A 16306-nucleotide genomic window follows, 5' to 3' on the forward strand; every position below is an offset into this window, starting at 1 on the left:
ATCTCGAAGGCGGTGCGCCCACTGAATCATCGTGTGCTTAATGCGTTGCTAGCTGACGTAAGCCCAAAAGCGAGAACACGCGAAGTGGTCCCGCACTAACTCTTAAAAAATAAGCGTTCTCTAATAAATAAATTCATGAGTCAGGCATAAGGCCCATACCTTTCGGATCGACGTTAAAGTCGCGCAGAAGCTGTAATGTGTCCGACCGTCCTGCAGCTTAATTGCGTTGACGAAAGGATTGTTTTTAGCTCGCGCGTCACTGATGAGAGGCGACAGCTTGCGCGGTTCGTGACAACGTTAGTTTCGGACTAAAGGGGCGAACGAGCAACTGGATCTGAAGACGACGCTGTGCTATGAATTCCACCAAACGCGCCGGCCGATTAGTCTGTGGAGTAGGAACTTTAATGAACTGGCGGGTTAGAACGGATAGGACACCTACTCGCCAAGATCGTAAGATTGCTCTCGCATGAGCGACGCCGGCCACCGTCGGTCTTTATATGACTATTTGCTATCCTAAGCATGAGTCCGCTACCAGCTAAAAAGCGCGCAACGAAAGCGCTTGAATCCCAGCATAAGTCGCGCGATGCCTTTCATCGCTCAAGTCCTGCTTTGCGTCGTTCGGATGTTTCGCTTGCCGAATTTTAACCGGCGCCTTGCGCTCGGCATTGTTCGAATTGGCCTTGAAGACTCGCGCCGCCTTATCAATCGTTACCACATCCAGTTCGCCATTTTCGTATCGCGTTTAGAAAATAGCTTCAGGCCGCGGCTGTGTTCTGCTTAGCGCGGAGCAAGAAGTCAACACTGTGGTCAGCCGCCGTCGACGGTTCGATACAAGTACTTTGTATTCGCCCTTGACCTTGACGGACATCTCATCCATTCGCCAACTTCGAGCGACGGCTATTACAGGGCCCGATGCCTTCCCGAGCGCAAGCAGCAATTTGATAGCTCACCGTCGAATGGTCGGCTGAACCGCCCGCTCGGACATCATTTCCTCCATACGACGCGAACCTGATCGCTAAGCCGTGCATCAATGTAAGAATTTCAGTAATAGGTTTTCGGGTAACAAAGCCGTTTCAGCGCCTTGCCCACAGTTGTGTTCGAGGTCCTGATCATTCGTCATATCGCTCGTCTCAGATTAGCCACCATATCAGGATCAGCTTATGCCACGGAACCCGATTGACTGCGCATGGCGAGCAAGATTGCCTCATGATACTCTCTTCGTGTCGTGACGCGTAGCTTGCCAACCTTTGGCTGAGCTAGCTAAATGTTAAGAGTTTAGTGGCGGTTCCGAACAACATGGATGAATGAAATGCCTTTGCCTTTCTCAGCGAAAACTTCGAGATTAGCGCATTGTTCCGCGCGTTCGATTAAACTCAGTCGCCGCTAGGCCCGCCATTTTTTTGGCTTTCGCATCTCGCCAGATCCCGACACCATCCAGGTGTAGCGGAATTTGCTATACCGTCGGTCGTGACATCACAGAGGGAAGGGCCGCCGCGGCTGGGTATATACGGCTTAGGAGCACTGCGACACGCGAAAAAGACGGAGGCGGTCGGGCAGCCCCCCGGCGGCATCGCCCACCACTTCAACATTTTGTTGGGCGGTATCGCCGGTAGCTCGGAGCTTCTGTGTCGGCGCCTTGCCCATGGACGCGCCGACGTCATCGAGCGACATATTAATGTGGCTCGGTCATCCACCCAGCGCGCGGCCGCCCAGACGCATAGACTCTTGGCCTTTTCGCGACGGCAAACACTCGACCCGATAGCGACTAACGTTAACCGCCTCGTTGTCGGTATGCATGATCTGATTCGCGGATCCGTCAGCCCCAGCGTACATGTCGAGGTGGTGGGCACCTGCGGCCTTTGGCTAACGAAGGTTGATCCGTCACAACAAGAAACTTCTTTATTGAACCTTGCAATAAAACGTCCGTGACGCCAAGCCAAAAGGCGGCCGTATCACCGTGGAATCGCTAACAATGGCTGATGAACGGGCGGCAAAGGAGCGGGATATAGTTTCAGGCCAATACATCTCTTTGTGCGTCTGGGACACCGACGCAGGCATGAGCCCCTGAGATCATCACACGGGCGTTCGATCCGTTTTATACTACAAAGCCTTTAAAGCAAGGAACCGGGCTCGGCTTATCGATAGTACACGGCTCTGCCAGACAATCCGGCGGACAGGTCCGATATGCTGCGAGTGCCCGCAAGGGCACGACCATGTGCATATACCTGCCCCATGCCGTTGGCGAACTTGATACGACCGAGCTTATCGACGCTGATCCGTCGACTCAGCGTGTGCGTCACGAGACCGTCCTGGTATCGACGATGACGAGGCAATCAGGATGCTGATCTTCGACGTGCTCAAGGACGCTAGATACAACGTGTTAGAGGCAGCAGCAACGGCGGAATCTGGTGCGTTGGTCGGGCTCATCAATAATGCCGCGATTGTCGGGCCGGTCGGCCGGGTCGACGAGGGACGGTCGCTCTCTCTAGACTTTATGCGGTCGACGTCATTGGCCTATTACGGCTTGCAAAGAAACGGTGCTTCGCATGTCGACAAGGGACCGCGGCGCCGGTGGCCAAATCGTGGACATGTCCAGCCGTATCAGCACGGCGGAAATCAGTCAGGTACCGCTACTTACCGGAACCACAAGTTCTTACAATTTGCCCGATATCGAGATGAAACCGAGGAAGAAGGGACCAGGAGAGGTGCAGCAGATTTGTTCTGTCCCCGTAGAGGTTTGCTCACGACTTTGTTCTTAGATGACGCGAACTCATAAACATATCCTTGCCTACAGGGAGTAAGCTTTGAATAGTATCAGACGCTCAATATGACTGGATGTCGCTTCATTCGAGCACGCGCTATCGAATTACGACTCCATATTCGAGCAGCCATGCATTGATTTTCTCTCAGCGAACCGAGGTCAATCGGGTTATGCTGCTGCGGCATCGCAATGCAGTTCCGCGCGGGGGTTCTGCGGTGTCTTGGCAATCGATTCGGCATTTGGCAGAATGCCGAGCGCCGGCTGATCCCCCGACCCGCTAAAAGGTTTGCTACTTTGGGCCGCCGAGTACGTCCACGTTGCAACCAATGAACCATGCAAGCGCGGGCGCCATCTGGGCGAGTGAGACCGACGCGACTCGGCGCGCCGCGTCGTCCAGAACGGGCGCGGTGCGCAATTTGTCCATGCGCACATACTCTGCAAAGTCGACCCTTGTCTGAGCGAGCGAAACTATTGCGAAAGCCGCCGACTTCGCCCGCTGAGCGTCTACATTCTGGCCGGGCGATGTTTCATCAATCAACTTAAGCGCCTTGACGAGGTCGCGCAAGGAATTCCGTAGGCGCCAGGCAGGGTACGACGGGCGTCGTGCGAGAAAGAGAAAGCGTTTCCCGCTGTCACGTCCAAGTGCAACAACCGCGCTTTCGCGCTCAAGATAGACCTCCTCTGACGCCGGGACGAGTTCAATGTGATCGTCGATGAATTGGGCGGTACGAAGGCTTTGTGGCACTGTATCTCGCTGAAAGGCCACGCATTTCTCTTGTCCAACGCTTTCACCTTTATCCGGCGCACAAGCTAAAGCAGACCCAGCTAGGAAGAAAAACATTGCTAGCGGCATTCCTCCGATTACACTTTCCATTCCGTGCCTCCGGTTATGTCCGGTCAGCTTAGCGGTGCGGTCCCGTTCTGTTTGTTGCTACGCCCACATTTGGTGTGCAGTTCGATTTGGGCTGAATGAATACGTGGGTGCTGGTGGGCAGCTCATTGAACTGCCGTGGACGTCGGATTGTCTGCTCGACCCTCGCGTTACTTACAGCACAGGCAACGGGTCGTACTTGGAGAGATTTCCCCGCAGTGATTCTCCCGTAGTCAGACTTCGGCATCGTGAAGCTATCCGCAAACTGCTATCCCTTTCGTTCTGTGTATAAGACGTAAATTATTTTTAAAGGTCCCGCTGCAGATCAACTTGGCACCATGCACGATTGAGAGAAATTGTTGAGTTGCTGGGCGATTCAGATGACGAGCAATCAGGACTCGTGAATCGGAGCTGCACAAGCGCCTTCAGGACATCAGAAGCAACTTTCCGCAGGTCGCGGCTGTCTCGGTGCTCGGGCCGACCGCTGATTGCTGGTGAGCAGCGGACCTCACCGGCTCCGCGGTGTCGACTGCAGAACGTGAAGATTTTCGCTCAGCGGGTGGCATCCATTCCGATACCTCTTTTTCTCTACCCATGTGAGGGGCTGTCGCGGGCGTCGATGTATTTAATACAACGCTGGCGCGAACGACTTCGCATGGCCGTTTGCATCAGAACGGCTTACACTTCGTTCAAATCAAAAGCCCCGCTCGGAGCGAAGCTTGTCATTCGTATATTTATGGGTCAATGGCAGCGGTTTTCCCAATGGTGATGAACGCGAACCTTGTGGCACTCGCGGTGGTGCGAGTAGGCGAACGTCGGAGCAATAGATCCAAAGGTCATGGCGGCAGCGGCCAAAGCAAGGATTACTTTTTTCATGAGCGTACCAACTGAGTGAAAGGATACGATCCTAGCAGCGTTAGATTACATCGCTTGTAAGCTAAATGCTTGATAAGCGGCGGAGTCGCCACGTGCGATTATGGTGAGTAGGCCGAGTAGTGGGATCGGTGCGCCGCTGTCATCGTGCGATTTCGCCGATTAGGCATTCGTCGACCCTCGACGCGTCCAAGCAAACTCTCATATTCCTCCTCTCAAATTTCGCGAATAATCGGCAGCGTAAGCTCGATATCATTCGCGAAAGCCGGCGGCCACCGTCTGCTGGCCTTGCGCAGAAATTTAAATGCGTGGCTATGGGAGATGCGATGGAATTCAGCGGCGGGCAGTCATGGAGCAATGACATCGGTGCCGCATTGGCCTCAGCCATGGACAGCGGAAACCTTCGTCGCCGTATATGACGCGGACGACAAGTTACGATATGCGAGCGCCGCATTCAAACACTTGTTTCAATTGGACAGTGTCGATGCCACGATGACGTTCGACGACCTCATTAAGAGGGGAGCGTTGCGCAATTGCGGTCCCCGCATTGACTGCGGCGTTGTCATTTCCTTCATCGCAGAAATGCAAAAACGAAGGCGGCAACAAGCTGGGCAGCGCTGTTTTGCTACTGACACGTTGGACGGAGGATGGTATTGGATGACGGAGACGGTGCTCGAGAACGGTTGGATTATCGTTATCGGCTCGGAGATTTCGCCGCTGAAACATTTAGAGCTGACGTTGACAAAGGCTCACAGCGAAGCCTTGAACGAGGCACGCACTGATTTTCTGACGGGCCTGCCTAACCGCCGGCATATTCTGTCTTATCTGGATATCTTGATTTCCACATTGTCGGGATCCCACAATGCCCAGACACCACTATCCATCGCGGTGGCGGATCTCGACCGTTTCAAATCAATCAATGAGAATTTCGGCCATCTCGTGGGAGACGATGTCTTACGAGATTTCGCCCACCTTGCCCGAACGACAACGAGACGTTCCGACGTTATCGGGCGCGTCGGTGGCGAAGAGTTCTTGGTGGTCATGCCGGGCACTACTACAGATGACGCAAAAGCTGTCCTAGAAAGACTGAGGCGAGCAGTGGAGGCGCGGTTGGTTCCGGTAAAGGGGGGAAGCGTGGTGCGCTACACGCTGTCGGTCGGGATCACTCAGGTGTCGCCTGCAGACTCGGTCGATGGTGCGATCGGCCGTGCCGACGCGTCGCTGTACAAATCAAAGAAACTTGGGCGCAACCGTATCTCGGTCGACATTTCGGTTGACGCGTGAGCCTGAGTGCTTTGTGCGCAGGCGCCCGCCCGTCGCGTAAAAAACGCTCACCCCCAGTCCAAGGTCTGTGCGATTCCAAATAAAGTTTTAATGCTTTTCAAGGACAACAGTTTGGTCAGCCGGCAATCAAATCCTGCGACTTGTGCTCTCGACTTTCTTCTCCGAGGAGACATAGGATGGGACCATATCTCACTCATCATTGCCGTGTTGGTCGTTGCTGCTGCATGCTATGCGCACGCAGCAATCCCGAGGTTTACGGGAAGCACGACACACCGACCGGTCGCTCATTCCGTCCTGCTGGTTGTGAGATGTGCCTGCGGTGTCGTGAGCTTAGGGATACCCGGTCTAACGGTTGCAAGTTGGATGACATTTATTATTGGGTTCGGCATCGTGCATGTGCCTGCCGCAGCGTTTTTGTTCGTCAAGCACTTACGCAGATCCGGGCGATCATAATGACTGGACCGGCTCGGATTCATGCACATCGACAGACGTTCTCAATGTGCAGCACACAGTTCCCTTGACAGCATAGTGCCGCATAATCATAACCAAGGGCCCAGCAAACGGACAATGCCTTGCGCCATCGCTGATTCGGTGAACAGTGGCGCCGACGGATCGTCGAACATTCCCGCGCCATGCGGCGTAGAAATGTTCCTCGCACGTGCCGGTCCCCACCTTTATCTGAAAGCGCTCAGTTGTAACCCAGCTGAATGGATCAACGATGGCTATCTCAACAGCCCGAGAGAACTGCAGCCTATCCTGTCCTTTAAGCGGTGAAAACACCAATCGCAAAGGGGCATCCATGTGGGCAGTTTTGTAGGCACAGCGGTGACCCATTTATCTGAGTTTACGCTAGCTATCTGAGTTTACGCTAGCCATCGCTTGACGCCCTCTTCAATGCCTCATGCCCCATCAAGCAGCACATTCCTACCGCTAACCCGCCGTAGAACCGGTAACCCATGAGCGCCGTCCACACGAAGGCAAAAGCGGCGAGTAGCAGCCATATCAGCGGCATCCAAGACCGCCGCCCGCTCCCTGCCGTTTTTTGTTCACTCCTCATCTTGCCTCTCATCTTTTCTCTTGTCGAGTTCGACGATTTTGGGGCAGTGCGTCACTGCCTGCAAGCGTTACTCTACATTTCGGCGGATGGGGCAAGGTCTCCCGGGCATTAGCCTTATTGTTGTCGCGCCACAGTTTTCAACGTAAAAATTACGTGAGGCGCAATCGTTTGCGATTATTCTTCAATCCATCCGATTTCCTTCCTAGGCTATCCTGCTTAGTGGCGGTATCTTCTTCGTGGATTATCTGATCTAAGTCGTCCTTGTCGGCGATAGCAGCGTCAATCACCGCAGCGATTTGTGAAGTTACGTCGTCAACTGAGCCGATAAATTCGCCCACATTTTTTACATTCGCATGGACAAGGCTGCCTTGAATTGTGAAAGTGCCACCGATTTTGCCACTAATCCAGCTTCACCTTTAACCACTGAAGCGGACTCTTTGATCACCAAAATAACCTGCGTCGCCATCTTCAAAATCTTCAATTTTGATAATCTTATTCAACAACAAAATGACAAATTCAATATCCGCTTCTAAAGATAGAATACATATGCGAGAAAAGAGTGGTTCGGGCTATTACAAAGATATATGGGCGCTAATCGCGCACTATGTGAAATACGAAGGGAATGATAGTTTTAGTTATTTGGAATTGAAGTTGTGCTACGGTAGATGAATGCATAGGCGTATGGCATTTACAGCGCGAATTCGTGTAGGGTTATCCACCGGGCTGCCGCCCGCTTTTCTATAGCGAGAGGCGAGCAGCCCGGTGGATAACCCGGGGCGTAGGCGATTTCGCTTGTTGCACGTTGTCCGTTTATGGGCGATCTACAACACGCTTCTGGGGGAACGATCATGGGTGCAGACAGCGCTTTGGTCGAACCGGATTGGGGGCGATATCCGCTGATCGCTTCAAACTGTTACGCACGCCGGTGGATAGACAGTTGCTCATCGCTCGGCCTGGCAAGAAATACAATAACGGCATACATGTACGCGGTCGAAGGCTTCCTACGGTTTGCACAGGAGCATGGCGTTGACTTGCCTGGCACATCGCACGAAGTCATCGCACGATATATCGGAGATATGCGCACTCGACCGAGGCGATCGCGGCCCAATGAGACTCGGACCGGCGCAGGCGGCTTCTTATCGAATGCGACATTGCAGCAGCATATTACTGCGGTCCGTTTGCTCTTCGAGTTTATGATCGATGAAGGACTACTCAGGACCAATCCTGTCAGCCGCGGCCGCTACACATCATCCAGTCGCTTTGGCGCGGGCAGCGAACGAGGCTTCGTCCAGAGATTTCATAAGCTACCCTGGATTCCAACGGAAGAGCAGTGGACGACCCTGCTCGCTGCGGTTCGTGAAGAACCGATGCGAAATAGGTGCATGCTGGCATTTGCTTACGATGCAGCGCTGCGCCGAGAAGAGTTGTGTCGGCTTCGCAGCAGTGACCTCGATCCAGCGCACCGATTGCTGCGCGTTCGCGCCGAGACAACCAAAGGGCGACGCGAGCGAGTTGTACCGTATTCGGAGACGGCAGCAGAGTTGCTGCGTGACTACCTTCGGCACCGGCCACCAGGGCGAGATCGGCACGCATTGTTCCTGTCTGAGTCACCTCGCAATCATGGAGCGCCAATTACGTTGTGGACGTGGTCCAAGGTTGTCCGGTCCATCGCCCTCCGCGCCAACGTTCCGGCGTTTTCTACTCATACGCTTCGACATCTGTGTCTAACCGATCTTGCCCGATCGGGCTGGCAACTGCATGAAATTGCGCGATTTGCTGGCCATCAGAGTCTGGAGACGACGCGACAATATATTCATCTGTCTGGACAGGATCTGGCAGATCGGTTCGCAAAGACAATGCGGCAGATCCATGCGTGGCGCGTGGAAGCCCTGGCGGCTATTACTGATGGGCAGTAACCGTCATGAACAAACCTCTTACTGGGCGCACTCAGACGTCAGCCTCCGGCGCCCGTGCTTGGGCCTGGCCATTGCGGATCCCGGCCTATGACCGCGGAGGCGCTTTGACAACTGCAGAGCATCGAATATTGATATACGGGCTTTCAGAGGCGACGCGGACCGAACGCAAGGCAAGCGTGATACTCGACGAGTTGGCTGGGGTCGAGCGGTTGCTGACGCCGATCAACGACGCTCTTGCCGTGGTGGACGGCGAAGGCGGATGTGGCGATCGCGTCAAGGTAATACTCCTTCACCACTGTGTGCGGCAAAGGACTACATTCTGGGCATGGGACAACACCGTCTGGCGCAAGGTGATAGGGACAAGCCAACGTTCGTTTGCCTTGGCCAACCACGTAATAACTTGCGCTGGTGGTGAGCGAGAAGCGTTGATCGCCGTCGCCTATCTACTCCAATGTCTTAACGACACCTTCTGTTTCAAAGGGTTGAAACGGGCTGCCCTGGCAGAAAAGGTTTTTGGCAAGGACCATGTTACTGCGACGTTGAAGCGGGTGACAGATATCGCGGCGAAGTGGGGTTATCGAAGTTCCAACAAACTGCTGATGAGCATGGTTGCCGAACTCCTGCTCATGAACAGACAGCCGGACCTTGAATCCCTGACTGCCGAGCGCATCGAGGAAGCTCGTGTCCGTTGGTGCGACTCGATTCCTCGCAGCTGCCTATTCTTCCTGTTGACACGCGCCCTGACGGGATTAGGGATCGTTTTAGATGAGCCCAAGGTGCGCGATACCGTTGACAGAGAATTCATACATGCGGCGGGGATCGCAAGTATTGCCTCGGATTGGGTCGCGATGGTGGAGCAATGGGAGGCGACCACCACACTAACAGTTCCCAGCCGCCGGCAGTTTCGACGCAGGATTCTGAAAGCTGGTCGCTGGATGAAAGACCGGCATTCCGAGATCACCCGCGCCGATCAGTGGACGCGTGAAACGGCAGCAGAATATGTCGCCGCCGTGGACCGGATGCGTGTCGGAGACTATGTTTGGAACACTGCCGTTTTAAGCGGCAAATCTGGCAAACCGATTGCAGCGCGCTCCAAAAAAGCGCTGCTTGATTCGATGCGGTGCTTTTTCGCTGATGCTCAAGAGTGGGAATGGATACCGCGTCGCTTTGATCCGTCTCGCGCGTTCGCGACACCCCGTTCGGTGAAATCACTCATAGGGCCTTCGCCGCGCACTATTGCCGACGATCTATGGGCCAAGCTTCTGTGGGCGGGGCTGAATCTGACGTTGAGTGATCTTCCCCTACACGGCAGCGCAGCTTCTGGCAGCAACAATCTGCATGGGAGTCGTCGCTGTACTGGCGGCTACTATCCACTCGAGATGATGCGGGCATTGAGCATCGTATGGCTCTTCGCCGGATTACGTAGCGACGAGATCGTACGACTGCCAGTTGGCTGCGCGCGGAAGGAACCGTTGACAGGAAATCTGGGTGAGCACTGCTGGATGCTCGATGTTCCGGTACACAAGACTGGAACAGCGTTTTCCAAGCCAATCGATGCCGTCGTTGGGGACGCAGTCCTGGCTTGGGAGCGAGTGCGCCCGGTCCAGCCGCTCGCCGTCGACAATAAGACTGGCGAGCAGGTTGAATTCCTGTTCTCGTATCGAGCGAAAATGATCCCGCATAACTACTTGAACCGGCATCTGATTCCCATGCTGTGCCGGAAGGCAGGCATCCCAGCCGCAGACGCACGTGGACAAATTAGCAGCCACCGCGCACGCTCGACCATTGCGAGCCAGCTCTTCAATGCCAGGGAACCGATGACTCTGTTCGAACTGCAGGCATGGCTTGGTCATCGCTCCCCAGTCACTACGCAGCACTACGTGGCATTCACGCCCACGAAGCTGGCAAAAGCTTACTCGGAAGCGCAGTACTTCCAGCGGAACCTGAGGATGATGGAGGTGCTGATCGACCGGCAGGCTGTAGATGAGCGGAGCACCGATCAGCCGTGGCGCTACTACGATCTGGGCCACGGATTGTGTTCGTATGACTTCTTTGATCAATGTCCGCACCGCATGGCCTGTGCACGGTGCGACTTCTACGTTCCGAAGGAATCGACCCGTGCCGAGCTGCTTGCATCGAAGGCCGGGATGATTCGGATGCTGCAGGAAATCCCGCTCACCGACGAGGAACGACACGCGGTGGACGGTGACCAGGAGGCTGTCGAACGCCTTCTTCGACGCCTGGATGCGACACCAGCACCAGATGGCTCGATTCGGCCAAAGCGCTGAGTAGCCAATATCGTTCAATTCCACATAACTAGGGCTATCTACCCCTTCATTCGTGCGCGCTCCGACGTGCGGTAGAATCGAGGTGCGGGCGCCTTATCAATTACTTTCGAACGATGACCCACCCGAGAAGAAGACCAAACCGTCCATGGCGAAGCGCCCGACGAATTAGTCGGCATCCCTAGACCGGTGTTCCTTGCATTTCAGGGAGGTGGTGCCCGTCGCTGATCGGAAAAAAACTCGCCTTGATCGCCGATGCCCGCATGAGCAGCCACACGGACGCGGGCGTGATAGCCGAGCGCCTGCTATCCATCAGTGGCGAGGATGCCTAGACGATCCAGCGGAAATACCTTTCCGATTGGAGCGGCACCCTGTCGACGCGCTTTCTGATGCTTTCGAACGAGTTGCCACGCCTCAACGACGCCAGCGGCGCCTTGTCGAGCAGGTTTGTCATAGTGACGTTGCAAAACAGCTTTTTGGGTAAGGAGGACCACGGCCTGAAGGATCGCCTTCTGGGCGAATTGCCGGGCATATTCAATTGGGCGATCCAGGGATGGCGGGATCTGAACCAGCGTGGATATTTTGTTGAGCCGGCTTCGTCCCGCGACGCGGTCGAAGAGCTGGCGGCACTTACGAGCCCGACACGCCGCTTTGTCGGTAACCGTTGCACAGTCGGTCCTGGCAAGACCGTCGGCGTAGGCGACATATATGCTGCTTGGAAGCTGTGATGCGAGGAAGTTGGCAGGGACCATCCGGGGACCAGCGCGAGCCTTGGGCGTGACCTGCGTGCCGCCGTGCCGGGATTGGGCTCGAGGCAGCGACGGGATGTCTATGGGGCCACCCGTTACTACCACGGCATTGGACTGCTATGACCGACGATCATCCCGTCCTCGCCGAGTGGCGCGCGGGCTTCCGCTTGTTGCGAAAAATCGAACACCACCATGCCTTCCCGCTATTGACCTGGCGGCAGGTCGTGCGCGATGCCGAAATTTCTGCGTTTGCTGGGCAAGGCGCGCGTTTGATCTCGGCTGGACGACGCTCGACATCTTCGGGGTCGACACCGACAGCCCTTATCACCGCATCGATGCATCCGGCCTGATCTTCCACATCACCGGATTTCGCGTGTCCGACATCACTGCCCAGGCTGCCGTTATTACAGTGCCACGGCCTGAACACGCGCTGCTCTTCCGCCGGCGGGTGCCAGCCACAGGTGTGGTTCCGATCTGGGAGGCTTTCCAACCGCCAGAAGAAAGACGGATGCATATCTGAACTGTTCACCGAGTCCGCAGGGTCGATGCTTGCGCTCGATCTTGGCACCGTGACCGGCTGGGCCGTGCGATCCGCCCACGGCCTCGTCACCAGCGGAACGCTCGACTTCAAGCCCAAGTTTTTACATGCGTTTCCGCTGTCGCCAGCGCGGTCAGCCTTGGCTACGTCGCGCCTTTCTTCACCGCCGCCTTTTTTACTGCTAGCTTTTTAGCGGGTGCTTTCTTCGCCGGGGCCTTCTTCGCTGCTACCTTCTTCGCTGCTACCTTCTTCGCCGGGGCCTTCTTCGCCGCTACCTTCTTCGCAGCCACCTTTTTGGGTACATAGGGCGCCCGTTTACCGCCTCCGACGCCACCTGGCATAACATCTCCTGATGCGTTATTCAAACTACGACCGTGCGAAGAAGCTCGATACGGCGTTTGCAATCTTGTAAAGTCGGGCCATCTCCGTCGGGATGTACGGGTGGGCGATGAACCACACGACAAGACCGACAGCGAGTGCAGCAAACAGCTGGGCAAGAGTCACTCGTATTGCCTTCTTATTCGATGCGGCTTTATAAGAGCTGTAAATCAGCCAACGCTGAATGGCCGTTTATTTCAGACACGAACCGCCAGCGTTCTTGTCCGTGAATGGCGGGGTGACGCCAACTGGTTTGGCACCAGCCGTTAGCGCGTCAAAAACCTCGTAGTCCAAAAAACCGCCGTGATTCGACACCAAAAGCGCCCAAATCGCCAGGAGTACGGTCACAAGGAACATGCAAGCAGCCCAGGCTCGAATTTCGCCCGGTTCTGCTCCGGTAGTTAAGGTGCTGAGACCAACTAAAGCGCTTGCAATACTGGCAAGGCCAACGAGGCTCTGTGCTTTTCCATCCAAGACATCGGCGCGCTGCTTTTCCCATAGGCACAGGTTCCACCAAACGTCCGAAAAATGCTTGAGGATTTCCGTATCTGCGCCCGGCACCGCATCCAGGCGAGGATGTGCCACCTTTTGGATAAACTCGATCTGCTTCTCAGTAAGTGCCGAGGGCTTCTCGCCCAGTCGCTTATTTTTCCATCCGAACATGCTGCTCTCCGCGTCGTTTGCAGACGATTCAGACGCTCGACCGCGACCCGGAGGATAGCGGAATTTTGTTTCCCGTCAAAAAATAAGGGCGTTTTACGACCCTATTTCCTATATTGCGAAATGAAATTTAACGAGGTTTGGGGACGATTATCCCGCGATGGACTTCACGGAACGGCTAGGGCAACCCAAAGAAAATCTGTACCGATCACGACAATTTACCTCGTTGCTGCCGCAACGGCTTCAACGGAGGTTCAAAGTCGTATTTGTCCCGTTCGCGCTGATTTACGACCGTCTCGCGATCTTCATATCGCTTAGTAAGACTTTCTCCGCCATGAGTGTGCGGTATCCATGAAAGTAACGTGTTAAATGCGCGAAGGAATAGCGTTCTGATTAGGGGCATATGTGCTTCGCGAACGTTCGGAACGTATGCGTGAGCATCTCGGTTTCGGATCGTCTCTCACAGCAAATCGAAGGCCGCGAACACAATTTCAACTTCCGACTGAAACGCTAATCTCGTTGCACAGTCCACTTCTTTGGCTGGCGCATACAATCCTGCGATTTCATCGATCATGCCGGTGTTTTCTATGAGCTTATTCAGCGCTCCGAACTTAACCAGCTTCAACGTTGGTATCGCGGGCGGCTCAGAGACGGGTTCACGCAAGGTCTTTGAAGCGCGGTCGCGCTGTCTTTGTTCTTTCTGCTCTCGCACTCGCTTTGCGCGAGGTATTTTTTCTGAATAACACCGTGCAGCCCAAGCCGTTAGTTCAGCTTCATCGGTTTTGGGATAACCCTTCACCTCTACCGGACTATCGTCGCGAATCTCCCTCCCATTCGCTAGGACGACCCCCTTTAACATATATTCGGCTCCGGCGGAAAACGCGTTCCATAAGAGTACTCGACCGAAGGCGCGATCGATCTGGGTCCACGGTCCTAGGAAGAACCCCGCGTCGGGGCATGCAAATTTATGATGCTCGGTGTCCCAGTACCTGAGGCACGATGCGCTAATGAGCGATATGCCGGCAAGAATTTGCAGATCGCCTTCGTCCGCCATGGTGCGACGAAAATTTTGCTCTGGAACGTCTGACATAGTTTTTTCAAGGCTGTGAATGAAGGCGGTCTTTGCGTTGGCTCAAAGCCGTTTCGTGACTCAGATACGGCTAATCGCGCTCGACGGAGACGATAACGTAGCCCGGCGAAACCTCGACCGCAGGAGGCCCCGGGCGGTCATCGAAAAATCTGCGCTATAGGTCGCAACAAAGTTCGCCAGATGATACCGGCCGCGCCGTTCGCAGCGCGTACAGGCCACATCGATCGTATCTGCGCGGGCGGCAACATCACCGAGGGGGATGCTTCCCCGCGATGTATGCGGAACGGGTTTATCTCGCGACATTTCATTTCATGTTCGTAGGCTTCGTCCCGATCGAGCGGCATCCGGCCCAGGCAGTAGAAGCATCGAGGTTCGCAGCAGTCACACCACCAGAAAAAGAAGCCTTGGTGCGTGTCTCCTTGCGTGTAGCCCCGCCATATCATCCGTTCGGTGTCGTCGCACCACTCGCATGGTGGAGGATTAATGGGGCCCTTGCTCAATCGGATCTGCATGGCAGTCTTCTTCAGGTCACGGCGCCGGGGCGATCGAATCCACATGCATGAAGTTCGGCGTAGCAACCTCCACCGGATCGCCTTGCTGCAGTAGTCCCGTTACCGCGACATGCTTACCCAGCCACTTCTTCGGCAGCACGGAATTGTTGCCAAAGTACAGCGCGATGGCCGTCAGGCCCTGCGCGTCCCGGTACTGGTTGGCGGCCCCGCCTGTGATGCAAACGGGCTTGTCGGGCACTACCTCCGCAAAGGTGTGGCCACTGGGAAAATGTCCGAGGCTTGCTTTTCCCAAGATGGTGGCCTTCGCCGGATCGAATTTCAGGCACTGATCGCCACTAGCCGCGACGGCGGATGCAGATGTCGCGAACGCGACGGACATGGCGATGCCTGCGAGCGTGAGAGTGATTTTCATGATGGCGATCATTGCGAGATGGGGATGGTTCGATCGTACATTGATCGTGCCAAAAGATGGCTGTCGGAAAGCCAACAACCTGAAAAAACCTGAAACCACCGCTCCTCCGCACCCTTTTTCACGGGTTCCGGCGAGACGGCTCAGATTTCGGCTAATGGCGGTTTTCTGCCGTTTGTCTTTTTCGTTCCATCATCTGTCACGCGCTGTCAAGCGATGTGTAACGCGATGTCACGCGTGATTCCTTATGCTTTACGCAGGCGAGAAAAAGTAAATGTAAATATAACAATGGGGAAATCACGCGTGACATCGCGTGACAGTGGAGCCTAGTTTGTGAAAGGAGGGACGTATTTTGAGACGTGAGCTCACGGCGCATGTACCATTCGCGGCATGCGCTTTTACTATCTGACCGGTGAGAAGTGGGCTCGGAAGATCCTGACCGAGCGTCGCTTTAAGTTATCGACCTGACGTTGCCCGCGAATTTCGGATCCCTTAACTGAGTGAGATTATGCCACCCGTTGGTTCTGGGCAGCGTACCAGTCCCGCTCGAACTGCATCGGACTGACGTAGCCCAACGTCGAGTGCAAGCGCGAATGATTGTAGAAGCTCAGCCAATCGATTACCTCGTCCATCGCTTCGCGACGCGTTGCAAAGCGCTGGCCGAGGATGCGTGCACGCTTGAGCGATCCCCACAGGCTCTCGGTCGGCGCGTTGTCCCAACAATTTCCTTTGCGGCTCATCGAACTGCGCATGCCGTAGCCTTTGAGCAGGTCCTTGAAGTCATGACTGCAATACTGGCTGCCACGGTCACTGTGGAGGATCAGGCCCGCTTGCGGACGGCGGCGAAACCACGCCATACGCAGCGCATCAGACACCAGCTCCGTGCGCATGTGCGGCTGCATCGACCAGCCCACCACCTGACG

General features: G+C 55.2%; 15 protein-coding genes. 6 read left to right on the top strand and 9 right to left on the bottom strand.

All coding sequences use genetic code 11. The features are described from left to right. Nucleotides 1-1512: 1512 nt before the first annotated feature. Complete coding sequence (locus ACRXB1_RS03695; protein ID WP_449491143.1) at nt 1513-1671, bottom strand: hypothetical protein; 159 nt, start codon at nt 1669-1671, stop codon at nt 1513-1515. 401 nt (nt 1672-2072) lie between these two features. Between ACRXB1_RS03695 and ACRXB1_RS03700 the strand changes: the two genes are divergently transcribed. Then, nucleotides 2073-2345 carry an ATP-binding protein gene (locus ACRXB1_RS03700; RefSeq protein ID WP_449491158.1) on the top strand — a complete coding sequence of 91 codons (273 nt, stop codon included), beginning with the start codon at nt 2073-2075 and terminating at the stop codon, nt 2343-2345. A gap of 705 nt (nt 2346-3050) precedes the next feature. On the opposite strand, the gene ACRXB1_RS03705 is transcribed toward ACRXB1_RS03700, so the two are convergent. Further along, nucleotides 3051-3635: a hypothetical protein gene (locus ACRXB1_RS03705; protein ID WP_449491144.1), complete on the bottom strand. Its 585-nt coding sequence runs from the start codon at nt 3633-3635 to the stop codon at nt 3051-3053. 1227 nt (nt 3636-4862) lie between these two features. On the opposite strand from ACRXB1_RS03705, the gene ACRXB1_RS03710 reads away from it, so the two are divergent. Further along, entirely contained in the window at nt 4863-5789 is a 927-nt protein-coding gene (locus ACRXB1_RS03710; protein ID WP_449491145.1) for a GGDEF domain-containing protein, read from the top strand. A 1206-nt stretch (nt 5790-6995) separates the two neighbouring features. Here the strand turns inward: ACRXB1_RS03710 and ACRXB1_RS03715 are convergent. Then, nucleotides 6996-7184: a hypothetical protein gene (locus ACRXB1_RS03715; RefSeq protein ID WP_449491146.1), complete on the bottom strand. Its 189-nt coding sequence runs from the start codon at nt 7182-7184 to the stop codon at nt 6996-6998. A 510-nt stretch (nt 7185-7694) separates the two neighbouring features. Between ACRXB1_RS03715 and ACRXB1_RS03720 the strand changes: the two genes are divergently transcribed. From ACRXB1_RS03720 to ACRXB1_RS03735, 4 genes are all read left to right on the top strand, one after another. After that, nucleotides 7695-8762, top strand: coding sequence for a tyrosine-type recombinase/integrase (locus tag ACRXB1_RS03720; protein ID WP_449491147.1), 1068 nt, complete (start codon nt 7695-7697; stop codon nt 8760-8762). Between the two features lie 104 nt (nt 8763-8866). Beyond that, entirely contained in the window at nt 8867-11050 is a 2184-nt protein-coding gene (locus ACRXB1_RS03725) for a tyrosine-type recombinase/integrase (RefSeq protein WP_449491148.1), read from the top strand. Nucleotides 11051-11436: 386 nt separating this feature from the next. Next, entirely contained in the window at nt 11437-11775 is a 339-nt protein-coding gene (locus ACRXB1_RS03730; protein WP_449491149.1) for a hypothetical protein, read from the top strand. 140 nt (nt 11776-11915) lie between these two features. Then, nucleotides 11916-12146 carry a hypothetical protein gene (locus tag ACRXB1_RS03735; RefSeq protein ID WP_449491150.1) on the top strand — a complete coding sequence of 77 codons (231 nt, stop codon included), beginning with the start codon at nt 11916-11918 and terminating at the stop codon, nt 12144-12146. A 331-nt stretch (nt 12147-12477) separates the two neighbouring features. On the opposite strand, the gene ACRXB1_RS03740 is transcribed toward ACRXB1_RS03735, so the two are convergent. The 6 genes from ACRXB1_RS03740 to ACRXB1_RS03765 all read right to left on the bottom strand — a co-directional run. Next, nucleotides 12478-12675: a hypothetical protein gene (locus ACRXB1_RS03740; protein ID WP_449491151.1), complete on the bottom strand. Its 198-nt coding sequence runs from the start codon at nt 12673-12675 to the stop codon at nt 12478-12480. 25 nt (nt 12676-12700) lie between these two features. Beyond that, complete coding sequence (locus tag ACRXB1_RS03745; protein ID WP_449491152.1) at nt 12701-12838, bottom strand: hypothetical protein; 138 nt, start codon at nt 12836-12838, stop codon at nt 12701-12703. Nucleotides 12839-12904: 66 nt separating this feature from the next. Beyond that, a complete protein-coding gene (locus ACRXB1_RS03750; protein WP_449491153.1) occupies nt 12905-13375 on the bottom strand; it encodes a hypothetical protein in 471 nt (156 codons plus the stop codon). A 457-nt stretch (nt 13376-13832) separates the two neighbouring features. Next, nucleotides 13833-14462: a hypothetical protein gene (locus ACRXB1_RS03755; protein ID WP_449491154.1), complete on the bottom strand. Its 630-nt coding sequence runs from the start codon at nt 14460-14462 to the stop codon at nt 13833-13835. A gap of 528 nt (nt 14463-14990) precedes the next feature. Further along, the gene (locus tag ACRXB1_RS03760) at nt 14991-15386 is read right to left on the bottom strand and encodes a hypothetical protein (RefSeq protein WP_449491155.1); all 396 of its coding nucleotides are present in this window, start codon (nt 15384-15386) and stop codon (nt 14991-14993) included. 503 nt (nt 15387-15889) lie between these two features. Further along, nucleotides 15890-16306, bottom strand: a 417-nt coding sequence (locus tag ACRXB1_RS03765) for an IS3 family transposase (RefSeq protein ID WP_449491156.1), incomplete at its 5' end; no start/stop codon positions are given.

The sequence above is a fragment of the Caballeronia sp. M23-90 genome (genome assembly GCF_053574605.1).

Coding starts and splice junctions, on each gene's coding strand:
- ACRXB1_RS03695 (WP_449491143.1), bottom strand. CDS start 1,671: ATGTCGCTCGATGACGTCGGCGCGTCCATGGGCAAGGCGCCGACACAG.
- ACRXB1_RS03705 (WP_449491144.1), bottom strand. CDS start 3,635: ATGGAAAGTGTAATCGGAGGAATGCCGCTAGCAATGTTTTTCTTCCTA.
- ACRXB1_RS03710 (WP_449491145.1), top strand. CDS start 4,863: ATGACATCGGTGCCGCATTGGCCTCAGCCATGGACAGCGGAAACCTTC.
- ACRXB1_RS03720 (WP_449491147.1), top strand. CDS start 7,695: ATGGGTGCAGACAGCGCTTTGGTCGAACCGGATTGGGGGCGATATCCG.
- ACRXB1_RS03730 (WP_449491149.1), top strand. CDS start 11,437: ATGCTTTCGAACGAGTTGCCACGCCTCAACGACGCCAGCGGCGCCTTG.
- ACRXB1_RS03735 (WP_449491150.1), top strand. CDS start 11,916: ATGACCGACGATCATCCCGTCCTCGCCGAGTGGCGCGCGGGCTTCCGC.
- ACRXB1_RS03740 (WP_449491151.1), bottom strand. CDS start 12,675: ATGCCAGGTGGCGTCGGAGGCGGTAAACGGGCGCCCTATGTACCCAAA.
- ACRXB1_RS03750 (WP_449491153.1), bottom strand. CDS start 13,375: ATGTTCGGATGGAAAAATAAGCGACTGGGCGAGAAGCCCTCGGCACTT.
- ACRXB1_RS03755 (WP_449491154.1), bottom strand. CDS start 14,462: ATGTCAGACGTTCCAGAGCAAAATTTTCGTCGCACCATGGCGGACGAA.
- ACRXB1_RS03760 (WP_449491155.1), bottom strand. CDS start 15,386: ATGAAAATCACTCTCACGCTCGCAGGCATCGCCATGTCCGTCGCGTTC.